The 21,639-nt window shown below is 34.4% G+C and carries 15 protein-coding genes; 9 read left to right on the forward strand and 6 right to left on the reverse strand.

From position 1 onward, the window contains the following. Window positions 1-27: 27 nt before the first annotated feature. Entirely contained in the window at window positions 28-2,601 is a 2,574-nt protein-coding gene (locus FOL89_RS11680; RefSeq protein ID WP_144282978.1) for a TonB-dependent receptor domain-containing protein, read from the reverse strand. Window positions 2,602-2,789: 188 nt separating this feature from the next. Between FOL89_RS11680 and FOL89_RS11685 the strand changes: the two genes are divergently transcribed. From FOL89_RS11685 to FOL89_RS11705, 5 genes are all read left to right on the forward strand, one after another. Beyond that, window positions 2,790-3,467 (forward strand): response regulator transcription factor, encoded by a 678-nt coding sequence (locus FOL89_RS11685; RefSeq protein ID WP_089741930.1) that lies wholly within the window; start codon window positions 2,790-2,792, stop codon window positions 3,465-3,467. A 46-nt stretch (window positions 3,468-3,513) separates the two neighbouring features. Continuing rightward, entirely contained in the window at window positions 3,514-4,545 is a 1,032-nt protein-coding gene (locus FOL89_RS11690; protein WP_144282979.1) for a sensor histidine kinase, read from the forward strand. 131 nt (window positions 4,546-4,676) lie between these two features. Next, entirely contained in the window at window positions 4,677-5,273 is a 597-nt protein-coding gene (locus FOL89_RS11695; RefSeq protein ID WP_144282980.1) for an IS1096 element passenger TnpR family protein, read from the forward strand. 97 nt (window positions 5,274-5,370) lie between these two features. Continuing rightward, complete coding sequence (locus FOL89_RS11700) at window positions 5,371-6,717, forward strand: alpha-amylase family glycosyl hydrolase (RefSeq protein ID WP_144282981.1); 1,347 nt, start codon at window positions 5,371-5,373, stop codon at window positions 6,715-6,717. Between the two features lie 17 nt (window positions 6,718-6,734). Continuing rightward, on the forward strand, window positions 6,735-7,175 hold the full coding sequence (locus tag FOL89_RS11705) for a GreA/GreB family elongation factor (protein WP_144282982.1): 441 nt from the start codon (window positions 6,735-6,737) through the stop codon (window positions 7,173-7,175). Between the two features lie 49 nt (window positions 7,176-7,224). Here the strand turns inward: FOL89_RS11705 and FOL89_RS11710 are convergent, their stop codons facing one another. From FOL89_RS11710 to FOL89_RS17810, 5 genes are all read right to left on the reverse strand, one after another. Further along, window positions 7,225-8,283 carry a DNA polymerase beta superfamily protein gene (locus FOL89_RS11710; protein ID WP_144282983.1) on the reverse strand — a complete coding sequence of 353 codons (1,059 nt, stop codon included), beginning with the start codon at window positions 8,281-8,283 and terminating at the stop codon, window positions 7,225-7,227. A gap of 5 nt (window positions 8,284-8,288) precedes the next feature. Then, window positions 8,289-9,038, reverse strand: a complete 750-nt coding sequence (locus FOL89_RS11715; RefSeq protein WP_144282984.1) for a nucleotidyltransferase domain-containing protein — start codon at window positions 9,036-9,038, stop codon at window positions 8,289-8,291. A 428-nt stretch (window positions 9,039-9,466) separates the two neighbouring features. After that, the gene (locus tag FOL89_RS11720; protein ID WP_144282985.1) at window positions 9,467-10,189 is read right to left on the reverse strand and encodes a hypothetical protein; all 723 of its coding nucleotides are present in this window, start codon (window positions 10,187-10,189) and stop codon (window positions 9,467-9,469) included. Window positions 10,190-10,380: 191 nt separating this feature from the next. Continuing rightward, window positions 10,381-14,262 (reverse strand): leucine-rich repeat domain-containing protein, encoded by a 3,882-nt coding sequence (locus FOL89_RS11725; RefSeq protein ID WP_144282986.1) that lies wholly within the window; start codon window positions 14,260-14,262, stop codon window positions 10,381-10,383. An 87-nt stretch (window positions 14,263-14,349) separates the two neighbouring features. Then, window positions 14,350-15,144 (reverse strand): RtcB family protein, encoded by a 795-nt coding sequence (locus FOL89_RS17810; protein WP_394344718.1) that lies wholly within the window; start codon window positions 15,142-15,144, stop codon window positions 14,350-14,352. Between the two features lie 848 nt (window positions 15,145-15,992). Here FOL89_RS17810 and FOL89_RS11735 point away from each other — a divergent pair. From FOL89_RS11735 to FOL89_RS17765, 4 genes are all read left to right on the forward strand, one after another. Next, complete coding sequence (locus FOL89_RS11735; RefSeq protein ID WP_185146973.1) at window positions 15,993-19,997, forward strand: AAA domain-containing protein; 4,005 nt, start codon at window positions 15,993-15,995, stop codon at window positions 19,995-19,997. Further along, window positions 19,994-20,326, forward strand: coding sequence for a HopJ type III effector protein (locus FOL89_RS11740; RefSeq protein WP_144282988.1), 333 nt, complete (start codon window positions 19,994-19,996; stop codon window positions 20,324-20,326). Before FOL89_RS11735 ends, FOL89_RS11740 begins: the two co-directional genes overlap by 4 nt. A 106-nt stretch (window positions 20,327-20,432) precedes the next feature. Further along, complete coding sequence (locus FOL89_RS11745) at window positions 20,433-21,440, forward strand: helix-turn-helix transcriptional regulator (RefSeq protein WP_144282989.1); 1,008 nt, start codon at window positions 20,433-20,435, stop codon at window positions 21,438-21,440. A gap of 57 nt (window positions 21,441-21,497) precedes the next feature. Beyond that, entirely contained in the window at window positions 21,498-21,626 is a 129-nt protein-coding gene (locus FOL89_RS17765; protein WP_262710813.1) for a hypothetical protein, read from the forward strand. Window positions 21,627-21,639: the final 13 nt, after the last annotated feature.

Raw genomic sequence — 21,639 nt, forward strand, 5'->3', positions numbered from 1 at the left:
ACAATTTTTATATTTATTTTTTTGGATTTAGAATTCATAAGAAATGCTGGCTCCTACAGCAGATCCTCTTTTATATTTTTTAGATACCAGTTCGTTTCCGGTAAGTGGGTTATCCTGAACTCTTGTAAAGTATGGATTGATCAGATTTCTACCTGTTAAAGAAAATCCCATTCCGTTTGATAATTTAAATTTCAATGTCGCATCTAGAGTGCTAAATGCTTTATCTACCAAATTTCCTCTGTTTTGAGTACCCAGAGAGTAGATATTATCAGATATATAAGAATAAGAAATTACAAAATCTGCCGTGTTTTTATTTCCCCATTTGTGTTCAAGCCCTAAGTTTACGTTCGCAAGGAAATCGGAAGCACCCTGCATTTTGTCTTTAGTTACATTGAAATTGGTAGAGTAATTAGACTTTCCTGATCCCGAATTTTCTTTGGCAACTTTTGGGTTATCAAGTTCTTGTTCTGTGTTTAGATAAGTACCATTCAGAAATGTATAAAGTCTTGTTTTTCCTGAATCGTAAATATCTTTTCGAACTTCTGCTTCTAATCCGAAAACTCTCCCAGTGTCGCCTACGTTCATCACAGAGGTAGAGTTTGAAGATGAATTAATTGTAACTCTTGCAAGCGGATTTTGGATATATTTTCCAAATGCCGTTAATGAAATCAGTTCACTTTTTTTAGGAAACCATTCCCATTTTAAGTCTACATTATAATTATCTGCAAGATAGTTTGAAGGATTACCTAAAGTACTTTCATCTACATTTTCATATTCAAATGGTGCAATTTCAAGGAGTAGTGGGGAAGTGTAGGTTTTAGATCCGGCTAATCTTATATTATTTCTGTCATTTAAGCTGTATTTCAAATTGAAAGCGGGTAAAATTTTATCATAATCCCTGTCCTGTTTTCCTTCCAAAAGAGCTGTATTATATTTCAGTTTTTGCATCAGGTTTTCATACCTTACACCTATTTGAGCTGTGAATTTCTCACTGAATTTATAATCCACATTTACATATCCTGCATTATTGGTCATTTCTGAGGTAAAGGTTTGCGGGATCAAAGCCTGATCCGGGCTATACTTCACATCTCCTCTGAATGTTACAATGTCAAAAAATGCTCCTGTCTGATAATTTCCTACATTAAAGAAAGAATCATAGTTTTTAGGATCTACATAATAACTCCCCTGTACAGGTAAGATTCTGAAGTTATATTGTGTTGCCTTAAAATCACTTTCTTTATATCTTCCACTATATCCCAAGGTAATTTTTGCGTTTTCGCCCCATTTGTAATCAGCATGGATGTCACCTACAAAATCATTTTCTAAAAGCTGATCAAAATACCTGTTGTTTGCTCCGGGGTTACTGCTCGCAAAGAAGCTGTAGTCTTGAATCTTGTCATATACAGTGACGTTTTGCTGTCTGTCTGGTCTTCTGCTGTCAAGTCTGTTGTAGCCTAAATTCCAGGTGATTTTTAAAGGTTCAGAAATACTATGTTCTCCTCTTAGCTGATTAACAATTAAATCATTTATTCTGTAGGTAGCTCTTCGTTGTTGTGTGACAAATCTTTCCTGATTAGCATCGTTATCATAATAATCCCTGTTAAATCCGGCATAATTTCCTAAAGTCTGCTCAGAGGTATGGATATAATTGGATGATAAATTGATATTGTGATTTGGGTTCAGTTTATAATTAATATTTACCAAACCTGTTGTGTTGGTAGTATATTTGAATTCTTCTGCCTTACTGTACATTCTTAGGGGGTCATCCTGAGCGCCATAAGATCCTCCGGTAGTTCCGGAAAAGTATTCATAGCTGTTATCAAATCCTCCGTATCCGAAAATGCTTAACTTCCCTTGTTGTCCTATTTTAAAGTTAGTTCCAAAATCAAAACTCAGATTTGAGTTAAACGGATTATTCACTTCTCTATCCTTCCATGAGGTTTTAAAAACATATCCGTTGTTTGCAATAGCATTTTTAGAAGGCTGTTCTATTTTTGTAAATCCAAAATAATTAGGTCCGTCCTGTAAGAAAAAGTTGTTTTTCTGAATTGCATTAAAATTAACTGAAGATCCCAGGTTTATTTTGAAATAAGGTTTCCCTGTATACACTTTAGATACAATATCAACATTGGCTCCTGACATATCTCCCCAGATTCTTGGGTTGTAAACTTTTTCCAGACCAATGTAATCAATCATATCAGTCTTAATGATACTCAAGTCAATATTTTTGTACAATGGGTCGTTAGAGGGTACCTGAAGTCCGTTAATCGTTGTAGAGTTATTACGGTCTCCCAATCCACGGATGAAAATTTGCCCGCTTCCTTCTTGTTTTTGTGAGCCGGTAGCTTTGGTTACTGCTACAGATACATCACCTACACCTTGTTTTTCCAGCTGTACAGAACCAACTCTTTCAATTACTTCAACAGATTTTTTCTGAATGCTGATAATGTTAGACTCACTGCCTTTCTTTGTATTTCCGCGGATTACAACCCCTTCAATATTTTTTTCGTTTTTTACAGTGTCATTTTTTTGTTGAGCGTAAAACAATGTTCCGGATGTAGTAAGGAATAATGCAGCGATACTCAGTTTTCTAAAATTCATTTTCTTTTTACTAATTACTTTCGGTGCAAAGGAATAAAAGTTTAGTCTTGTAATTGGTTTAGTAAAATTTAATTTTTTCTTAACTAAATATTACGAAAACGACATTATTGTTAACTTTATATGAACGATAAACATTACATTAATTCATCATTCAAAATTTGTTAACTTTGAAAACGTAAAAATTGAAAATGAATCAAAAGAAAATACTTCTGATAGATGACGAGCTGGATATCTTGGAAATTCTGTCTTACAATCTTGAGAAAGAAGGATATGATATCTATACCGCAACAAATGGTAACGAGGGAATTGAAAAAGCAAAGGAGATCATTCCTGATCTTATTTTGCTGGATGTCATGATGCCGGAAAAAGACGGGATAGAAACCTGTCAGGAACTTCGTAAAGTAAAAGAGCTTCAGAAAACCCTTATCGTATTTCTTTCTGCAAGAAGCGAGGAGTTTTCTCAATTGGCTGGTTTTCAGGCGGGAGCTAATGATTATGTGGTGAAATTAATCAAGCCGAAAATTCTTATTTCTAAAGTAAATGCTTTGCTGCAGCTTACTTCACAAGTGTCAGATAATTCCAAACTAATAGAAATAGGAGATTTGGTGATTGATAAAGACAACTTCAGAGTTTCAAAAAGCGGACAGCAGTTTTTATTACCAAAAAAAGAGTTTGATCTATTGTATCTTTTGGCATCAAATACCGAAAAAGTATTCAAAAGAGAAGAAATCCTTGAAAAAGTTTGGGGAAATGATGTGATTGTTGGCGAAAGAACTATTGATGTACACATCAGAAGACTGCGCGAGAAACTGGGCATCAATACCATTCAGACGTTAAAAGGAATAGGATATAAGCTTATTGTTTAAGTTTTAAATTCTTTACATTTACACCTAATCCAAAAATATTGTAAAATTGAAGTTTTACAGGCTTACTTTCGTTTCTTCATGTCTTTTAACGATGGCAATGTTTATATTGGTCATCACTTTCGACACCTTAAAAGATATTTACTATCCAACTTCCAAGTTTACGATAGGTCTTATTTTGGGAGTTATTCTGATGTTTTTCATCAATTATGTGATTTTGGAGCTGTTATTTAATTATTATGCTAAAAAGCAGGTCAGAAAAATATCTAAAATTCTTCCTGAGGAGATTATTTACAGCGACCAGAACAATATAACCCTGAAAGAACTGGGTGAAAGATTCTCGGATTTCAATCAGCAGAAAGTCACAGAAATGGACATGATGAAGGAAATGGAAAGCTACCGTAAAGAATACATCGGAAATGTTTCCCACGAGCTGAAAACACCACTTTTTTCAATACAGGGATATGTAGAAACACTTATGGATGGAGGTGTGGAAAACTTAAAAATCAGAGATAAATATCTGGAAAGAATTGGCAATTCGGTAGAAAGACTTATTGCCATTGTCAATGATCTGGATATGATCAACAGACTTGAAGCAGGGGAAATTAATCTCAATATCTCAAGATTTGATGTCAATATTTTAATCAAGGAAATTTTTGATCTTCTTGATCTTGAAGCAGAAAAAAATAATACCATGCTGCAGATTCAGACTTTGCAGCCACAAATTTTTGTAGAAGCTGATAAACAGAAAATATCGCAGGTTTTCATCAACTTAATTTCAAATGCCATTCATTATGCCAACAGGCAGGAAGCCAAAGTAATTGTAAAAACCAGTGTTTTGCGAAATAAAGTACTCATTGAAGTTATTGATAACGGAATGGGGATAAAGGCTGAGCTTTTACCAAGAATTTTTGAAAGATTTTACCGGGTAGAAAGCAGCCGCAGCAGAAGACAGGGCGGTTCTGGTCTGGGATTGGCAATCGTAAAACACATTCTGGAAGCACACAACGAAAATATCACTGTAGAAAGCGTCTATCTTGAAGGAACTAAATTCAGTTTTATGCTCGAAAAAAGCAAATGATTTCGGGGAAATGTAAGAAAAAAAACTTTCTAAAAAAAAGCGTAAATATTTTTGACGAAATATCAATTATTATATATTTGCAACAAGAATTTATCATAATAAATAAGGCAAAAAGTAATTGAAATACTGATATGGTTTACAAAATCCGGGTAATATTAGATACGAAAGAAGACATTTTCCGTGATGTAGAAATCAAAGGAAAACAAACACTCTGGAACTTACATTTGGGTATTAAAAGTGCATTCAATCTCAGCGGAGATGAGTTATCTACTTTTAATCTTCTGGAAGAAGACGGTACTGTGGTAAAAAGTGTGCCTCTTGAGGACATGAGTGATGATGGCGATGGCGAAATTATGTCAGACGTTTACATTGATGAAGCATTTGAATCTATTGGCGACAAGGCTCAGTTTCAATACGGTCTTTTAGATCTTTGGGAGTTTTTCTGTGAGCTTATTGAGATTAATGAAGAGACAAAAGGAGTAAATTATCCTATAACAACCTACAGATTTGGAAATGCACCTCTTAAAGCTCCTGTAAAAAGCGGAAGTTCTTCCAGTTCAAAAAACAAAAAATCTGCAATGCCTTTGTTGGACGATGATTTTAATTTTGACGATGACTTCAGCGGAAGTAGTAATTTTATAGATGAAGATGACGATTTTGAAGATGACGACGACGATTTCGATGATGATGTTTTTGACGATGATGACGATGATGATAACGAAAGATAACCAGTAAATATACAGCCCTGAAATTTTCAGGGCTTTTTTTATTCTTAAATTTAAGCCAGCAAAAATCTTATTAGTATTTTTGTTTCAAAATACGATTATGCGAAGAGTTATTTTTGCCGGAATAATTAGTTTGGGATTAATCTCCTGCACTACAAAAACAAATCTAAAAAAGATGAATTTACCACAAAACTGGAAACACACCACCAATATTTATGAAGTCAATGTAAGACAATATACTCAGGAAGGAACCTTTCAGGCTTTTGAAAAAGAAATGCCGCGGCTCAAAAATATGGGCATAGAAACTTTGTGGTTTATGCCGGTTACGCCAATTGCGCAGAAAAATAAAAAAGGAAGTCTGGGAAGTCAATATGCAGCCGCAGATTATGTTTCCATTAATCCGGAATTCGGAACAATGGATGATTTCAAAAGATTGGTGAAAAAAGCCCATCGTTTAGGTTTAAAAGTGATTATAGACTGGGTTGCCAATCATACAGGCTGGGATCATGTGTGGACAAAAACGCATCCTGAATTTTACCTGAAAGACGAAACCGGCAATTTTAAAATAGCCTCCGGAATGGATGATATCATCGAATTAGATTATCAAAATCCCGAAATGCGCAAAGAAATGATTGAAGCCATGAAATTCTGGATCAGAGAAACAGATATTGATGGATTCAGATGCGATTTAGCATCCTGGGTAGAAGTAGATTTCTGGCAGCAGGCAAGACCCGAAGTGGAAAAAATAAAGCCTCTTTTCTGGATCGGTGAATTTGATGAACTGGAAAATCCTGATTATGGAAAAGTATTTGATGCAAGCTATTCCTGGAAATGGATGCACAAATCGGCAGATTTTTATAAAAACAATGAGCCTATTCATGAGCTCACAGATTTGCTGAGACAATACTCGCAGATAGGAGATTCATCCATGAGAGCCTGGTTTACGTCTAATCATGATGAAAACTCGTGGAACGGAACAGAATACGAAAAATACGGTGATATTGCTTTACCAATGGCTGTTTTTTCGGTAACATGGAACGGCATTCCGCTTTTGTATTCCGGTCAGGAGCTGCCTAATCTCAAAAGGCTGGAGTTTTTTGAAAAAGATCCTATTGCATGGACCAATAATTATAAAATGGCAGATTTCTACAGAACACTGCTCGAGCTGAAATCTTCCAATCCGGCTTTGCGTGGAGGAGATCCGACTGTTTCCACCTATCTGCTTAACACTACAGCCAACGACAAAATTTTTGCCTACATCAGAAAAAACGGTGAAAATGAAGTTCTTACAGTTTTAAATTTCTCAAAACAACCCGTAGAATTCAGCATTGAAGATGATCATGTTTCAGGAACCTTTAAAAATGTGTTTGATGGGACTAAAAGAGATTTTAGTAACGGTAAAAATTTCAGTTTTAAAGTTTCTGATTATGCTGTTTTTGAAAAGTAAATGATTGAAATTGAAGAATGAATAAACAGGAGATTATTGATGTCTTGCATCAAAAAACAGCAGAGAAAATACAGGGTCTGGAAAAGCTCATTGCTGAAACCCGTGCTTCCAACAACGATACCAAAAGTTCAATGGGAGACAAATACGAAACAGGAAGAGAAATGCTGCAACAGCAGATCAACAATCTTCAGATTCAGCTGAATGAAGCAATGAAGCAACAGATATTTGTTAAAAGTATCGTTGCGAAGCCTTCCCAAAAAGTAGAAAAAGGAGCAGTTGTCAGTACAGAAAAAGGAGTGTTTTTTATTTCTGTTTCTTTGGGTGAAATTGCAATCAATGAGCATAAGTTGATGTGTATTTCTCCCGAGTCCCCTTTGGCTAAAGCAATGAACGGCAAGTCAGTTAATGATGTTTTTACTTTAAATAATGTAGCTCAAAAGATTATTAATATCGAATAATTTTTTTAATAATAACTTAAGCAAAACTCCATCAAGCTTTTTGATGGAGTTATTTGTATAGCTGCGTCCTGATTTCAATTAAAAGTTTTTCTGCTTTTTCTTTGTCGGGAAAATCTTGCAAAATAGAACTTTCTGACAACAAATGTAATTCTTCGATCAGTCGGTCTGCAAGCAGCAACAAATCATCATAATCCCATTTTCCGGCTTTGATGTCTAGCAATTCTTCCCGATTTTTTACCCGGATTTCGAGCCGATTATTCCTGAAAATATTAACTGCGGACTGCAACAGGCGAATCGTGTGCATCATGTTTTTGCTGTCGTAGTTCTTTCCATGCTGTTGATTGGTGTTGTATCGGTCTTCGTTTCGTTGGGCAACCCAATCCCAGTATTCTTTATAATTTTTGCAATATGTAGAATAGGCATCCTGATTGAAAAACAAATAAGCATCTGATTTTTCACCTTTAGCAATAGAAGATAAACTCACCTCGTTGGAATCTTCACTTTTGAAAATTCCTTTGTAGTTTTTGTTTCCTGTTTTGTCATAAAACAACGCAAAAAGACCTTTAGAGTGAGGCATTTTTACCAGACCACAAAGCTCTTGTAGGAAATTCCTTTTTTCCAGCCAGTTTTTTGCAGGAATGGAATTTGAATTTTCCAGAATCACACAAAAATCCAGAATTCCTTTTCGTTCTTTTTCAACCGGATTGACAATTTTTTTATTCAGCCCTCTCGCTTTTTGAATTTGGGCAGAAGCATATCCGCCAAAAGTATCTTTACACAATTTTGAAAGAAAATTTTCCTGCTGATAAAGATCCATCAAAGGATTTTTGTACAAAATACAATCTTCGGGAGTGGCGAGAATTTCCAGAATATTGGGATTATTTTTCAGCAAAAGTTCGGTGAACCGTCCGATTTCGTAATACGTAATATCATTGGTTTCATTAGAAATCTGCGGAATATAATTCAGTCCGAAAAAATCTTCTTTCGGTAAATAATATACTCCTTTTATATCGGTATCTGAGTTTTCTGTTGCCAGACCGAAAGAGCGGCTTCCGGAAATGACTTCGAATAGGAGAAGGTTGCGGGATTTTAGATCTTCTATTTTCATAATTTCTAATATATTAATATCTCTCTAAAAACCCTCTCCATCTCATTCTTATCCGAATTTCCGGAAGAAAGTGTTTTAGACTTTTCCTCATTATCCAGTATCATTTTCTCCAAAAATCCAAACAATTCCCAGTCATTCGGATGATGATAAGATTCTCCTTTTGTAGCTTTTAATGCGATTAAATTTTCTATTTTCGCTCTTGTAAAATCATCTACCAAAACCAGCAATTCACTGAATAAAACAGGCGGAACTGTTCCTTTTTCTATGATCCATTTTCCGGTTAAAGTTGTTCTAAGACAGTAAAAATAAGATTTTAGTTTCACTTCATCGGTTCGGCAGGCTTCCAGATATTTTTTACTCATACTCAGATAATGGTAAGAAACGGCTATCGGAGAAAAACATTCTTCTGCCAAAGGTTTGAAAAGTTCGTAGAATTTTTCATTTTTCACATAAACGATAGGGGAGTAGAACCAACTCAGCAAAGCTGCGTTTGATTTTAAAAGCAAATGAAAAGTCTTTCTCAAATCCCATCCGGAACCATCCAGATCGTCTACGGTCATAAATTCTATGGTTTCATCTTTATCCCACGGCGAAAGATACCAGTCTTTTTCGTGTCGGTATATGAAGCGTATATCATAATCGCTGTCTGGAGACGCAAATCCCCATGCGCGGCTTCCCGATTCTACGGCAAGCAATATTTCTATGTTTCTTTTGGCTTCTATTTCTTTTAGTTTTTCCAGTATTTTTGGTGTCATTGTTTTTAATTTATAATGCAAAATAATTAATTACCTGCGCAGTCTTTTTACGCAGTATGTTTGATACAACTATCTTTTTCGAGATTTTCCAAAGAACAATCAAAGTCCGAATCTGTTTTAGAAAAAGAAAAATATCCAAAAGGTTTTGTCATACGAGAATAGAATTTTACTAAGCAAGAATGTGGAATCGCAAAAATACAAACTTACAAGGCAAAAATGTAAAGCTACATCAGGACAAAGTAAAGTAACAATGTGAAAAGTAATATTACATCAGATGAATGTGAAACTGCATCATGCCAATGTAGAATAACATCGAAAAAAAATAAAAATACATTGCAAAAAAATAAAGTTACATCATAAAAATGCAACTTTACTTTAATAAAATATGGGATTACTAAGTTTCAATATTATTCAGATGTAATCACAAATTATTTTCTGTTCGTAAATTCTATTGCGGAGACAGTGGCATATTCAGGGGAGGTGGCTCCATACAAACTTTTTACGTATTTCTTAATTTTGAGGGAGATGGCGTACAGTCCGGTTTCTTCTGCATAAAGAATCCTGTCACGTTCTATAATTTTGGTGTTCAGCTCAGACTCGGTCTGGTCTACAGCTAAGGTTGCCGCCTTTAATGACTCGTGATAGGTGTTTAGGTTTTGTAATTTGATGTTGTCTTCATTGGGAGCATAAGCGGGTAGGGTGGAAAGCATCTGTAAAAGAAGACCGAAATTTTCAGCTTTTGAGGTGAAAGACTGTCGGGAAGTGGATGAGGTTTTAGGAGCTTCTTTGCCTTCCTCAACCGGTGCATTATTCTTCCTTGAACTGCCATGAATTGTCTGTACTAAAGATCTTGCCTGATCTAGTGTTCCCTGCGGTAAGCCCACAATTTCCAATAGATTGATAATGCTGGTACAGGTAGAACTCAAATTTTTGAAAGCGGTCTGACGGGCAACGATGGCGTTTTTATTAGCGTTTCGTTTGTCTCCAACTTCTGTTAGTTTTGCATTGGCATCATTGTATAAATTCTGTAGACTTGCCACTGTAATATCGGCAATCGGTGGATTGTAAAGGCTGTACGCAGAAACTTGTTGGGTAATTTTTTGAAGGTTCGCTACATTTTTTGCGTGACCTACTTCTGATGTGCTTGACATATCAAATGTGTTTTATTGTTAATGATTCAAATATAAAAATTATTTTGAATGTGTGGTAGATTTTGTTTGGGTATTTTGATTGTTAGGGTGTTATGTTAAGTTGACGTAATTAAAAAGACCGGAATTGCTTCTGGTCTTTTTTTCGCAAACGTCTGGCAAGATGTACGAGCGAGACAATTTTAGCAATAGGGTTATTTTTTATTTAATTCCCCCTTTATTAATCTTTCAAAAAGCTCTCTTAATCTATTGTTATTATAGTATTTTTTTTCATCAAAAAATAAGTCACCCTTAGGTTGTTGTTTATTTTTTAATGTAGTTTTTAGACATTCTGTAACTATTAGCCACGCAGCATTTTCATTTTCAAAATCTGCAATTGGTTTGGCTGTATAAGGTAATGCTGTGTAAGTACTCAGATTAAAATCTTCAATTTCTGAATCCCAAATACAAAAGTCCATTATAATTGGAATAATAATAAAATCCTTATCTTTTTTCTTTCTCTCTATTGCTTTTTTTACTTCGTATTCAAAAATATAATTCGTTTTCATAAAGTTTGGGCTAATCATGAAACATATTATATTTGATTCATCAAAATGATTTTGAATATTTTCATCCCATTTTTCACCTGCCCTTAATTCTGTACAGTACCAAGTATTCAATAATTTGTCTCTCTCCAAAGCAGATAAATGATCTTGGAATCTGTTTACCATTACTAAATCTTTTTTACTGTAGGATATAAATAATTTGTTGATCATATTTTTATTTTCTAAATATTGTTTGTAATCAATTACTCTAATATCTTTATGTGAGAGATTTTTTTCTTCTTTTTTATCTACAATTTTTCTTTCACTAAAAACAAATTTCTTTTTTTCTGCGTTTTCATTCAATAATTTTAAAGAAACAAAATCTACATTGTTGACTGTTACCATTTCCTCATAGTAATCTTCAATGTTTATTTTCTTTTCTTCAATATCTTTCTGCTCTAATTTAAAAAATTTATTATTGATTTCCTTTATGTAATCAATTACTTCTGAAACAAAGATATTTTCTTTATCTGAATTATTTAATTTAAAAATATCTATACATGCATTACTTTTCTGCTTATCATTATTTTTACCATTTTTAAATTTAATATGAAGAATTTGTTCGGTTATATCATCTTTAATGATTAACCCATCCTTCCAATAATAGAATTTTTTTCCATCTCCTATAGTTTTCTTACCATATCTATTAAAAAAATCAAGAATAAATGTTTTGTGTATAAAGCCATTGTAGTCAAATCTACGATATGGGAGTCTATTTTCAAGTAAAAATAGACTAACTCCGTCAGATGGTTCTTTAGGTAGATATAAAGGAGCAATATATTTATTATTAATTGGATTGGTAAAAATAATTTTAAATTCTTCCATTAATTGTAGTAAACCCACTATTAATTCATTTTCAGAATCCAAACCCAACAAATCACTTATGTATTTTCTATCAAATTCACCATTAAAATCAAAAAGTCCATCAAGAATTTTGTAAATGCTTGTAAAAACCCATTCTTTGTTTAAGTATACCTTACTGTAATCATGTAAATGAAAGATTAAACCTAACTGTTTTAAATAGCTACATAAATCTTTTGCTTCATCTTCTGAAATATTCTTGGCAAGATTTTTATTACAATAGTTTATAAATTCCTTAAAAGTTAATATTTGCTTTTCATTATAATTATTAAGTTTAGTTCTTATTATATGTTGATACTCTAGTATATTACTACCAATTGTTTTCATGTCATTTATAATTTCAGATAGTAAAAAATCAAAATGATTTAAATTTCTCCTATCTAATATATCAACATTAATAAAATCATATATAAAAGGATATTTTTTTTCACTCTTTAGTTCTGAATTATTGAGATGTTCTATGTCGTTTGCTTTGGAAACTTTATTTTGTATAGTTAAAACGCTGCTGTCAAACTCATAACTGATTTTATCATTTACGACTATATTAGACTTTTCTTTTATAAAATGCTTAATTGATTCTAACCAATATTCTACGGGATAATCTTGTGTTTCAATATTTTTTTCTGAACCATTAACTTTTTGATACAGTTGTCTTGTTTCTAAATTGTTAGTTTTTTTTTCCCATAGTATAAAATAAATTGTATTCTTGGTGAAAAAAATTTGATGAGTATCATGATAATAGTCTTGACCACCAAAGTCAAATACTCTCATATTACATTTCTCACCGATTTTTTTTATAACTTCCTTACTAGGAATATCCCTTTCAACCATCCAATGTGTTGCATCGTGAGGTTTATTCAAATCTTTTTCACCTGCTAAATAATTTACTAGTGTTGTTTTGCCAGCTTCGCTGTTACCAACTAATACCAATTTCAGTTCTTTGTTTACTACAGTTTTCCATTCACTTTCAAAATATCTAATTACCGCTTCTTTACCAGTATTTATTGTTTCATAATTAGGTTCTTTTAAAGGATTATCTCTGATGTTTATAGTTTTTTTTAACCATTTAGAATTGGTAATATCTATGTCTGTTTTTTCTAAGAGATTAAGTAAAGGTTTAATACTTTTAATTTTATTTGTATGTAAATCTATAGTTTTAAGAGAAAGAATATTTTTTAGATTGGTTACAGTATTTAACTTATTATTGCTTAGATATAATTCTTGCAGGTTTGGGAATTTCGTTAAGGTATTGAATGTTGTTAATTTATTATTGTTTAGATGAATTATTTTTAAGTTAGGCAGTTTTTGACTATTCTTTACTAATATTTTTTCAATATTGTTATTACTTACATTTAGATATTCTAAATTTTTTAATGAAAAAATATGTGCTATGTCTTTTATTCTCCATCTATTCCATAGATTTTCATTCTTCCAATCTCCTCCAATAATCAGTTTCTTTAGATTAGTAAGTTTTTTAATGTCCAATGGGATATATTCTAGATTATTTGGATAAAAATTATTATCACTATAAACTTTATCCCAGTTTTCAGACTTTTCATTATATTCTGCATAATGATTACTTAAGATTAATTCCTCTAATTTTTCAAGTTCAAATAATTCAGGAATAAAGTCAAGATTTGTTAATCCCATCATACCCAAATCGAGCTTTGTTTCGTTATTAATTCTTGCCTTCTCTATGTTTTTTTTACAAATTTTAACGTTTTCAGCAACCATTTCGAACCATTTAACTACATATTCTTCACCATTAAAATAAACGTCTTGGGGCGGAAAAATTAGAGGATTTTCAAAAGCATTAACAAAGTTTATTTTTTTGTTTTTTAATGATGGATATAAAGGTCCTAAATCAATAATTTTGTTTTGACCAATTAATAATTCTTCATTTATTTTGATATGTTGAAGAGGAGAAATATCTTCTATTTGATTGTCAGATATATTTAAACTATCTAATTCGGCAATTTTAGAAAATACTGATATGTCGCTTAAACTATTTTTATCTATTGAAACACTTCTAAGATTTTTCAAATTTTCTAATCCATCAATGTTTTCTATTTTGTTATTACCTAAGTCTAATCTGCTTAGTTTTTTAAATGAAAATAGAGGCTTCAAATCTCTTAAAAAATTATTTGATAAGTTTAGAACGATTAAATTTTTTAATGTAGAGATATTTTCTATCTCATTAATTTTATTACCGTATAACCACAATTCACTTAATTTTGGTAAATGTAATTTTGGTATAAAACTTATATTGTTACCATCTAGATAGAGATTTAAAAGATTTTCTAGTTTAGAAATAGGTGATATATCTGAAATGTTATTTGCCGATAAATCTAAAAATTCCAATGCCTTGAAACTAGAAATATCATTAATTTCAGATAGTTCATTTCTATCAATCTTTAGATGTGTAAGAGTATTAGCAATTGGAATCAAGCCCTGTAAATCATAAATGGAATTTTCGCTAATATTTAATTTTAAAACTTCACCTTTAAGGTTTTCACTATAATAGTTTCTATTCTTATAAAATTCTGTTTTTGAATAAAAATTCTCATTTTCTTCGATTTTTTCAAGCTTTATATTATAGTAGTATTCAATATTCGTAATTTTTGTATTCATGGTTTGAAGTTATTCGGAACTAGTAGCACTCTAACAAAAATACTATTATAAATAGAAAAAAGATTACGGTAACCCATAATCTTCTCATTATTTTCTAAACTTCTTCTTTTTCCAAGGCGCATTCTTCCCCACATCACCCGCCATAATACATCCGTACGGCATTACTTCATCCAGAACTTCACACAATCCGTATTCTTCAATTTGCGCTCTTACATTTTTGGCACTTTTATAAGCGGTTGGAAGCTCAGAAATATCAATTTCGTTGGTAAAAAATCTCACATCCAGACCTTGCGTTTCCTCAGCAAAAACTTCATCAATGGTTTTATGGGCGAGAGATTTTTTATGAAAACTTCTGCTGAAGTTTCTCCCGGCTCCGTGAGGAGCAAAGCCTAAATTTCTGTCGTTGGTTGTCCCTTGGACAATCAGTACAGGTTCCGCCATATTCAGAGGAATCAGTCTCGGACCTGTAATATCCGGCAAAAATTTGTCGTCCAGCGGCGTTGCTCCTTTCGCATGGTAGAATAGATCTCCATCTCTGAATACAAAATTATGTTCGTTCCAATATCTGTTTAGTTTCTCGGTGTTTAATTTTTCCAAAGTCGCATTGTGAATAGATTCGTGGTTTTCTTTCGTCCATTTTCTGATGAGCTGCAAGGCTTCCCAATATTGTTCTCCTTCTTCAGTTTCATACGGAATCCACGCATTTTCTTTCAACGTTTCGGGCGAAAGTTCCATTCTGAAACGGTTGGCGACTTTCATTCCTTTGTCGTACAATTTTGCACCAGGCGCTCTGGAACCGTGATGGGTTACCAACATCGTATTTCCTGTGTTTTTCGAAATCCCAACAAACAAGAAATGGTTTCCGTCGCCCTGAGTTCCCATATGCGAACGGGCAATGCTGATCAGGTTTTCATCATTTAGAAAAAGGTTTTTTCTAAAAGCATCCATCAAATCCTGAGACATCGGCATTTGTTCGCCTCTTGGTCTTCCCCCGTAACCGAAATGCGTGATAGAATGCGCTGCATCCAAAACTTCTTTCGGATTGATTTTTCCAAAATCTGTCAACATTACTGAGCAACAAATATCTGCCGAATGAAATCCCGGGTGAATCGCATTTTTCGCCACCACAACACCGCCAACCGGAATATGACCTTCCGGACCAGTCGGACAGGCATCGGGCATAATTGCGCCATTAATTAATGTCGGTGTTTTCATTAGGACATTCATTGTATTGATGACTTTTTCCACATTATCATTTTCACTTTCGTGTTCTGCGCGGATGTTGATGATAAATTCTGCGGGATTTTCCAATAAAGAAATCGGTTCCGGCGATTTGAATTGCTTCAGATATTCTAACATTTCATTTTCGTCCAATTGATTTTCGTTGATAAATTCCAAAGCCTCCGCAAACCATTTTCCCGGTCTGTACCCTAAAGCGATTAAATCGTCTCCTGTAAATTTATTTTCCATTTTTTTTATTTTTTTAATTCTTTATTTTTACTTGACTACTTCAAACTATGTCGTTAGGTTTTGGCAGCTTTATCCGTCCTCCGTTCCCGCTTTTTTGTTCCGCTTCGCTCCACAAAAAGAGCTCCACTCAGGCCGGGCTGCGAGCAATTCGCTGTTCAATTTCCCTTGTTTGATGATGCAAAGTAATAGTGTAAGTGCGCAATGTTTTTGCGTTGTGATATTTTTTTATACATTTAATGAAAATTTTTTAAAAACGCAGAATGAACCATTTGAGTCCAGAAATATTCCAGGCCTTTCAAACCAAGCTGAAAACCGGCAATAGAAGAGGCGTTCATCTCAATGCTATTCCCGGAAATTCCAGATATAAGTTTGATTTGGCTCGGCTGTCTGAAATTCAGAAAAGCCTTCCGGAGCATTTCATTATAGACCTTCTTACGCAGAAAAATATCAGTTTCAGGTTTACCGTTCTCAATAAAAAACAGGAACCTGCTCCCGAAATCCCTAAAAAGGACAGTATCTATCTTTATGAAGATGAGAATGTGCCTCCTGAAGAAAATACCACCGCCAGTCCCGAAAGCATCAAGGAAAACAGCCGGACAAAAATCCTGGAAAAGCTTTCCACAAGTCTTGAGAATCTTATTTTTCAGAACGATGTTATTCAGTCGGAAAAAGGCATCAATTCTTTGGGATTTGGCTTTCCTTTGCTCATTCGCAGAGATCTGGACGGACAAATGACTGCTGCACCCATTTTGATCTGGTCTGTACAGATGAAGCCTGTCAATGAGCTTAATACCTGGGAAATCAGCAGAACAGAAGATGATCCGATTTATATGAACGAAGTTTTGGTCAATCATCTTCAGAACGATTCCGGGATTACGCTGGAACCGATTCCTGAAGAAATGCTCACAGATGGAAAAATCGACAAACCCGAACTTCTCAAAATATGTCAGAAACTTCTTGACCAACTTAAAATCACACAAAATCTGGATTTTATTCTGAATAATTATGAAGAAATTCCATTCATCAAATCAAAATCAGCCTACGAAAGTCAGATTACTGAAAAAGGTGATGCTATTATCATCAAATCCGGTCTGTTCTCGATTTTTGAGGTTCAGAAGCAGAACATCATCAACGATTACGAGAGCCTGAAAGAAAACTTCAATCTGATGGAAATCCTTCCTAAAAAACCTTTCCAGACGATTACTTCTGTAGAAACCGATCCTTCTCAGCAGGAAATTCTGGAATCTTTGAAGTCACAATCCAAAATCCTGATTCAGGGTCCGCCGGGAACCGGGAAAAGCCAGACTTTAACAGCCGTTTTGCTCAATGCACTGGAAAACAGGCAGAAAACCATTGTCGTTTGCGAGAAGCAAACCGCACTCGAAGTGCTTTACAATGCCTTGCAAAAGCTCGGTTTGGAGCGTTACGGCATTATGATAAAAGATTCTGCGACTGACAGGCGATTGGTGGTGGATGCAGTGCGGAACATTATAGACGCTGCCGATTTCAAAAAGCAGATTCAGCCATATTCTATACATTCTCTCGAAAGTCAGCTTTCGGAGATTTCGCTGCATAAGCAGACCATCAATTCGGTTCATCATCTCCTCAATAGCGAGTTGCTTCCCAAAAAAAACAGGACGGAAATTGTGGGAAATCTTCTCTCTTATCAGGATTCTAAAGAAAGTATTGACCTGAGTGATCTTCAGTTTTTGTTTTCGGAAGAGGAATTTCGTGCGATCGACCATATTCTCAGAAATGGGAACGACTGCTATCAGGATTATAAAGCATTTTCTTCGGCTTCTTTTCTCAATCCGGAAAAACTGATTCGTTCGGATTTTCACAGAAGTCTGCAGGATCTTGACGCATCATTTCAGAATTATGAAAAAGATTGGCAGGAGATTCAGAAATTGATTTCGGAATTCAAACCTATATTTGAATCGAAAAAGAAAAAATTTTTTGCGGAAAATCTTAGCCAACTCAATGCTTTGATGGATGAAACGGAAATTACAACAGCTGTCCTGAACCAGAATTCTGAGGAATTTCACCCGGAGATCACAAACGGTTTTTTCTATAAATTCACGACATTATTTTCATCATCCAGGAAAAAGAAAATCAGCACTCAAAAGCGACTGACGGACATCAGTGCTTTGGTGAAAAAAATCAGCCTTACCGAATTTTTCCCGTCCATTGAATTGTCCGACAATCTTTGGAACAACAAGAATGAAATCATTAATTATCGTCAGAAAGTTCAGAATATTTCGTTCGGAATCGACTCAGAATTGGAGAAGCAGTTTGGAAACATAGATTTTAATAATGTTTTTGATTCGGTAATTTCCGGGAAGGAAACCGAAGTGATCTCGCAACGAATCCAGCAATTAAAACGAAACATCTACAATGAAGAATGGCTGAAACAAACTGATTCCGGGAATTCTTACCAAGCTTTTGAACAATATCTTAATACTATTTTCGAAGGTTATAAAACTTATCGAAATAACCCTGAGAATCCTCTTCTTAAAATATACAACTGGTTTTTATTCTATCTTCCGCTTTCGGAGTTTCAGAAAAAAATTGTGGAAAAACTTTATCCTGTCAGTGATTGGGAATCATCGTTCTTTTCATCCTATTTTCCATTGTTACTCAATCATTATTCTGATGCCGGGCTTAATTTTAATGAGAAAAATTATGAAGAAATCAGTAAAAAGATAAAGCAATTTGGAACTTTTCAGAAATCATTTATTCAATATTTTTGGAATATTTCTCAGCAGGAAGCTGTAAAGTCTTTTGAGAAAAATAATAAAGACATTACGGTTGCTAATCTTTATAACAAAAGAAGCAGTATTAATTTTAAAAAGCTGACTCTTAGACAAATTGTGCAAAAAGATATAGATTTATTTACCAATTTTTTTCCTGTGATTTTTACCACGCCGGATGCTTGCAGCAATCTTTTTCAGGGGAGAAATTTCTATTTTGACAATGTGGTTTTCGATGAAGCGAGCCAACTGAAACTGGAGGATAACCTGCCTGCAATGCTGAAAGCGAAAAACATCATCATTGCCGGAGATGAACATCAGATGCCGCCTTCCAATTATTTCAGCAAGGTTTTCGATGGTGCGATAGAAGATGAGGATGATCTTGAATCTGAAAACGAAGTCATCACCTATAAAAATGCAATGCTGAACATCGAGTCACTGCTGGATTTTGCGATGGAAAATCAGTTTGAGAAGAATCATCTTGATTTCCATTACCGATCCAGACATCCGTATCTGATTGATTTTTCCAACCACGCCTTTTACCATTCCAGACTGAAACCGCTTCCTTCGAAATCGGAACAGAAGCCGATCGAATTTTTTCAGATTGACGGTGTTTTTGACGAGCACACGAATAAACAAGAAGCTGAAAAGGTAATTGAGATCCTTGAAAATATTAGTCCTAAAAAGAATGGAAGCTTTCCTTCCGTGGGAATTGCCACATTTAATATCACACAGCGAAATTACATTAAGCGACAGATTCTGCAAAAAGCCACTGAACCGGAAAATGAAGCGTTTAGAAATAAAATTCAGGCGTTGGAAAGTGCTGGTTTTTTTATTAAAAATCTTGAGAACATCCAGGGAGACGAGCGTGATATCATCATTATTTCCACGACTTACGGAAGAAAACCGGGCGGGAAATTTATTCAGAGTTTTGGTCCGGTGAATCATACCAAAGGATACAAGTTGCTGAATGTAATTATCACGAGAGCCAAAGAGAAAATCTATGTCTGTAATTCTATTCCGCAGGATATTTTTACCAACTATAAAGAAGCGCTGGAAACAGAGGGCTCTAACAACAGAAAGGCGGTTTTCTACGCCTATCTCGCCTATTGCAAAGCTGTGAGCGAGGAAAATGAAACACAGAGACAGGAAATCCTACAGACTTTAGATGTATATGGGAATAAGAATGAAGCGGCAAAAGAAAATGCATCTAATATTTTTATTGATGAGATTTACAACCGGTTGACGGAACGTTTTCCGGCGTTGACCGTATTTAAAAATCACCATTTTGGAGGTTATGAATTTGATATCATGATAGAAAATAAAAATGGAAAACCGATCATCGCTGAGTGTATGAGCAAAGAGAAATATTCAGGAAATCTGGGCTATCTGGAAGATCTGCATAAAGAAAAAGTGTTGGTGAATTCAGGATTTGATTATGTGAGAATCTGGAGCCAGAATGCATGGCAGAATCTGGATGCGGAATTGGAAAAAATTAAAAAGAAAATAATATGATTTTAAAACAGCTTAAAAATTCGCCGGGAAGTATTGATTTTAAAGAGATCATTGCTTTTATTGACGAACATTATAATTTCACACCAACGAAATTCATCAACGGAAATGCAGTGAATGAGGCGAATCAGAATAACGGCTCATGTAAGGTTTTCAGCTTTGCAAAGATGAATCAATTGTCTGAAGAAGAAACTTTAGCTTTATTCGGTGATTTTTACAGGAAAGACGTTCTGCGAAATCCTGAAGGTGATGATCATCAGAATATCCGAAATTTTATGGAGTCTGGCTGGGAAGGAATTTCTTTTGAAGGAGAGGCTTTGAATAAAAAGTAATTTTTTTATTTACCACCCTGTCAAAAACTCTGCGAATTTTATCCACTTCTGTGAAAGAGGAGATTTTTACCGTTTCAATATTTAACATGATTTTAGCAACTAATTTATGTCATCGAATAAAAACGCTCTTATCCGGTATAAAACTTTAGATAAATGCCTCAAAAACAAGTATAAGCAGTATACTTTGGAAGATTTGATGGACGAATGTTCTGAAGCGCTGTTTGAGTTTGAAGGCAAGGAATCTTTTGTAAGTAAACGGACGGTTCAGTTGGATTTGCAGAATATGCGGAGCGAGAAATTTGGGTATGAGGCACCAATTGAAGTTTATGACCGGAAATATTACCGCTATAGTGACCCGGAATACAGCATTCATAACATTTCGGTGAACGAAAGTGATCTGAAAGCAATGAATAATGCGGTGCAGATTCTGAAACAGTTCAAAGACTTTTCGATGTTCCGGGAAATGAACGGGGTGATTCAGAAGCTGGAAGATTCTATTTATTCGACCAACCAGAAATCGATCATTCACCTGGATAAAAATGAACAGCTTAAAGGTCTGGAACATATTGATATTCTGTACGAAAGTATCATGAATAAAAAAGTATTGAAGATTCTGTACAAAAGTTTCAAAGCGAGGGAGTCTAACAGTTACATCGTTCATCCGCAATTACTGAAGGAGTATAACAACCGCTGGTTTCTGATTTGCTGGTGTAAAAAAAACATTATGAATCTTGCTCTGGATAGGATGGAAGAAATCTGTATTGAAGAAAAAATGGTGTATGTTGATAAAGATTTCAATGCAGACCGCTACTTCGATGAAGTAATCGGTGCAACGGTTTCCGAAACGCAGCGTCCGCAGAATGTTGTTTTTTTTATCACCAGAAAACACGCGCCTTATGTGAAGACAAAGCCCTTCCACCACAGTCAGGAGATCATCAAAGAGGATGAATCGGGAACGACATTTAAGATTTGTGTTCAGCTGAATTTTGAGCTGGAGCGGATGATTTTAGGAATGGGAGAGTTCATCACCGTCCTGAAGCCGGATAAATTGAAGAAAAGAATCTACAAAAGCCTCAAAGAGGCTGTTCAGAATTATTCGGACAATAATGGATGATTATGCTTTTTAATATTGGCTTGCTTATTGTAATGTTTTTTTGAAATTTAAAAAATTATGAAATCAAGAATCTTAAAAATGGCTCTGACGCTTCTGGCACCTATTGTGATAGAATTTGTTATTAAAAAAATTACAGGAAAGAGAGAGGTGAAAAATACAAATAAGCAGATCCCGTCACCTCATTAAAATTTAATTACAA

The sequence above is a fragment of the Chryseobacterium echinoideorum genome (genome assembly GCF_007474535.1).
Classification (GTDB): domain Bacteria; phylum Bacteroidota; class Bacteroidia; order Flavobacteriales; family Weeksellaceae; genus Chryseobacterium; species Chryseobacterium echinoideorum.

What these genes read in the sequence shown, in the direction of transcription:
- FOL89_RS11680 (WP_144282978.1), bottom strand. Translation starts at nt 2,601, where the DNA reads ATGAATTTTAGAAAACTGAGTATCGCTGCATTATTCCTTACTACATCC.
- FOL89_RS11685 (WP_089741930.1), top strand. Translation starts at nt 2,790, where the DNA reads ATGAATCAAAAGAAAATACTTCTGATAGATGACGAGCTGGATATCTTG.
- FOL89_RS11695 (WP_144282980.1), top strand. Translation starts at nt 4,677, where the DNA reads ATGGTTTACAAAATCCGGGTAATATTAGATACGAAAGAAGACATTTTC.
- FOL89_RS11700 (WP_144282981.1), top strand. Translation starts at nt 5,371, where the DNA reads ATGCGAAGAGTTATTTTTGCCGGAATAATTAGTTTGGGATTAATCTCC.
- FOL89_RS11705 (WP_144282982.1), top strand. Translation starts at nt 6,735, where the DNA reads ATGAATAAACAGGAGATTATTGATGTCTTGCATCAAAAAACAGCAGAG.
- FOL89_RS11710 (WP_144282983.1), bottom strand. Translation starts at nt 8,283, where the DNA reads ATGAAAATAGAAGATCTAAAATCCCGCAACCTTCTCCTATTCGAAGTC.
- FOL89_RS11715 (WP_144282984.1), bottom strand. Translation starts at nt 9,038, where the DNA reads ATGACACCAAAAATACTGGAAAAACTAAAAGAAATAGAAGCCAAAAGA.
- FOL89_RS11720 (WP_144282985.1), bottom strand. Translation starts at nt 10,189, where the DNA reads ATGTCAAGCACATCAGAAGTAGGTCACGCAAAAAATGTAGCGAACCTT.
- FOL89_RS11725 (WP_144282986.1), bottom strand. Translation starts at nt 14,262, where the DNA reads ATGAATACAAAAATTACGAATATTGAATACTACTATAATATAAAGCTT.
- FOL89_RS17810 (WP_394344718.1), bottom strand. Translation starts at nt 15,144, where the DNA reads ATGGGAACTCAGGGCGACGGAAACCATTTCTTGTTTGTTGGGATTTCG.
- FOL89_RS11735 (WP_185146973.1), top strand. Translation starts at nt 15,993, where the DNA reads ATGAACCATTTGAGTCCAGAAATATTCCAGGCCTTTCAAACCAAGCTG.
- FOL89_RS11740 (WP_144282988.1), top strand. Translation starts at nt 19,994, where the DNA reads ATGATTTTAAAACAGCTTAAAAATTCGCCGGGAAGTATTGATTTTAAA.
- FOL89_RS11745 (WP_144282989.1), top strand. Translation starts at nt 20,433, where the DNA reads ATGTCATCGAATAAAAACGCTCTTATCCGGTATAAAACTTTAGATAAA.
- FOL89_RS17765 (WP_262710813.1), top strand. Translation starts at nt 21,498, where the DNA reads ATGAAATCAAGAATCTTAAAAATGGCTCTGACGCTTCTGGCACCTATT.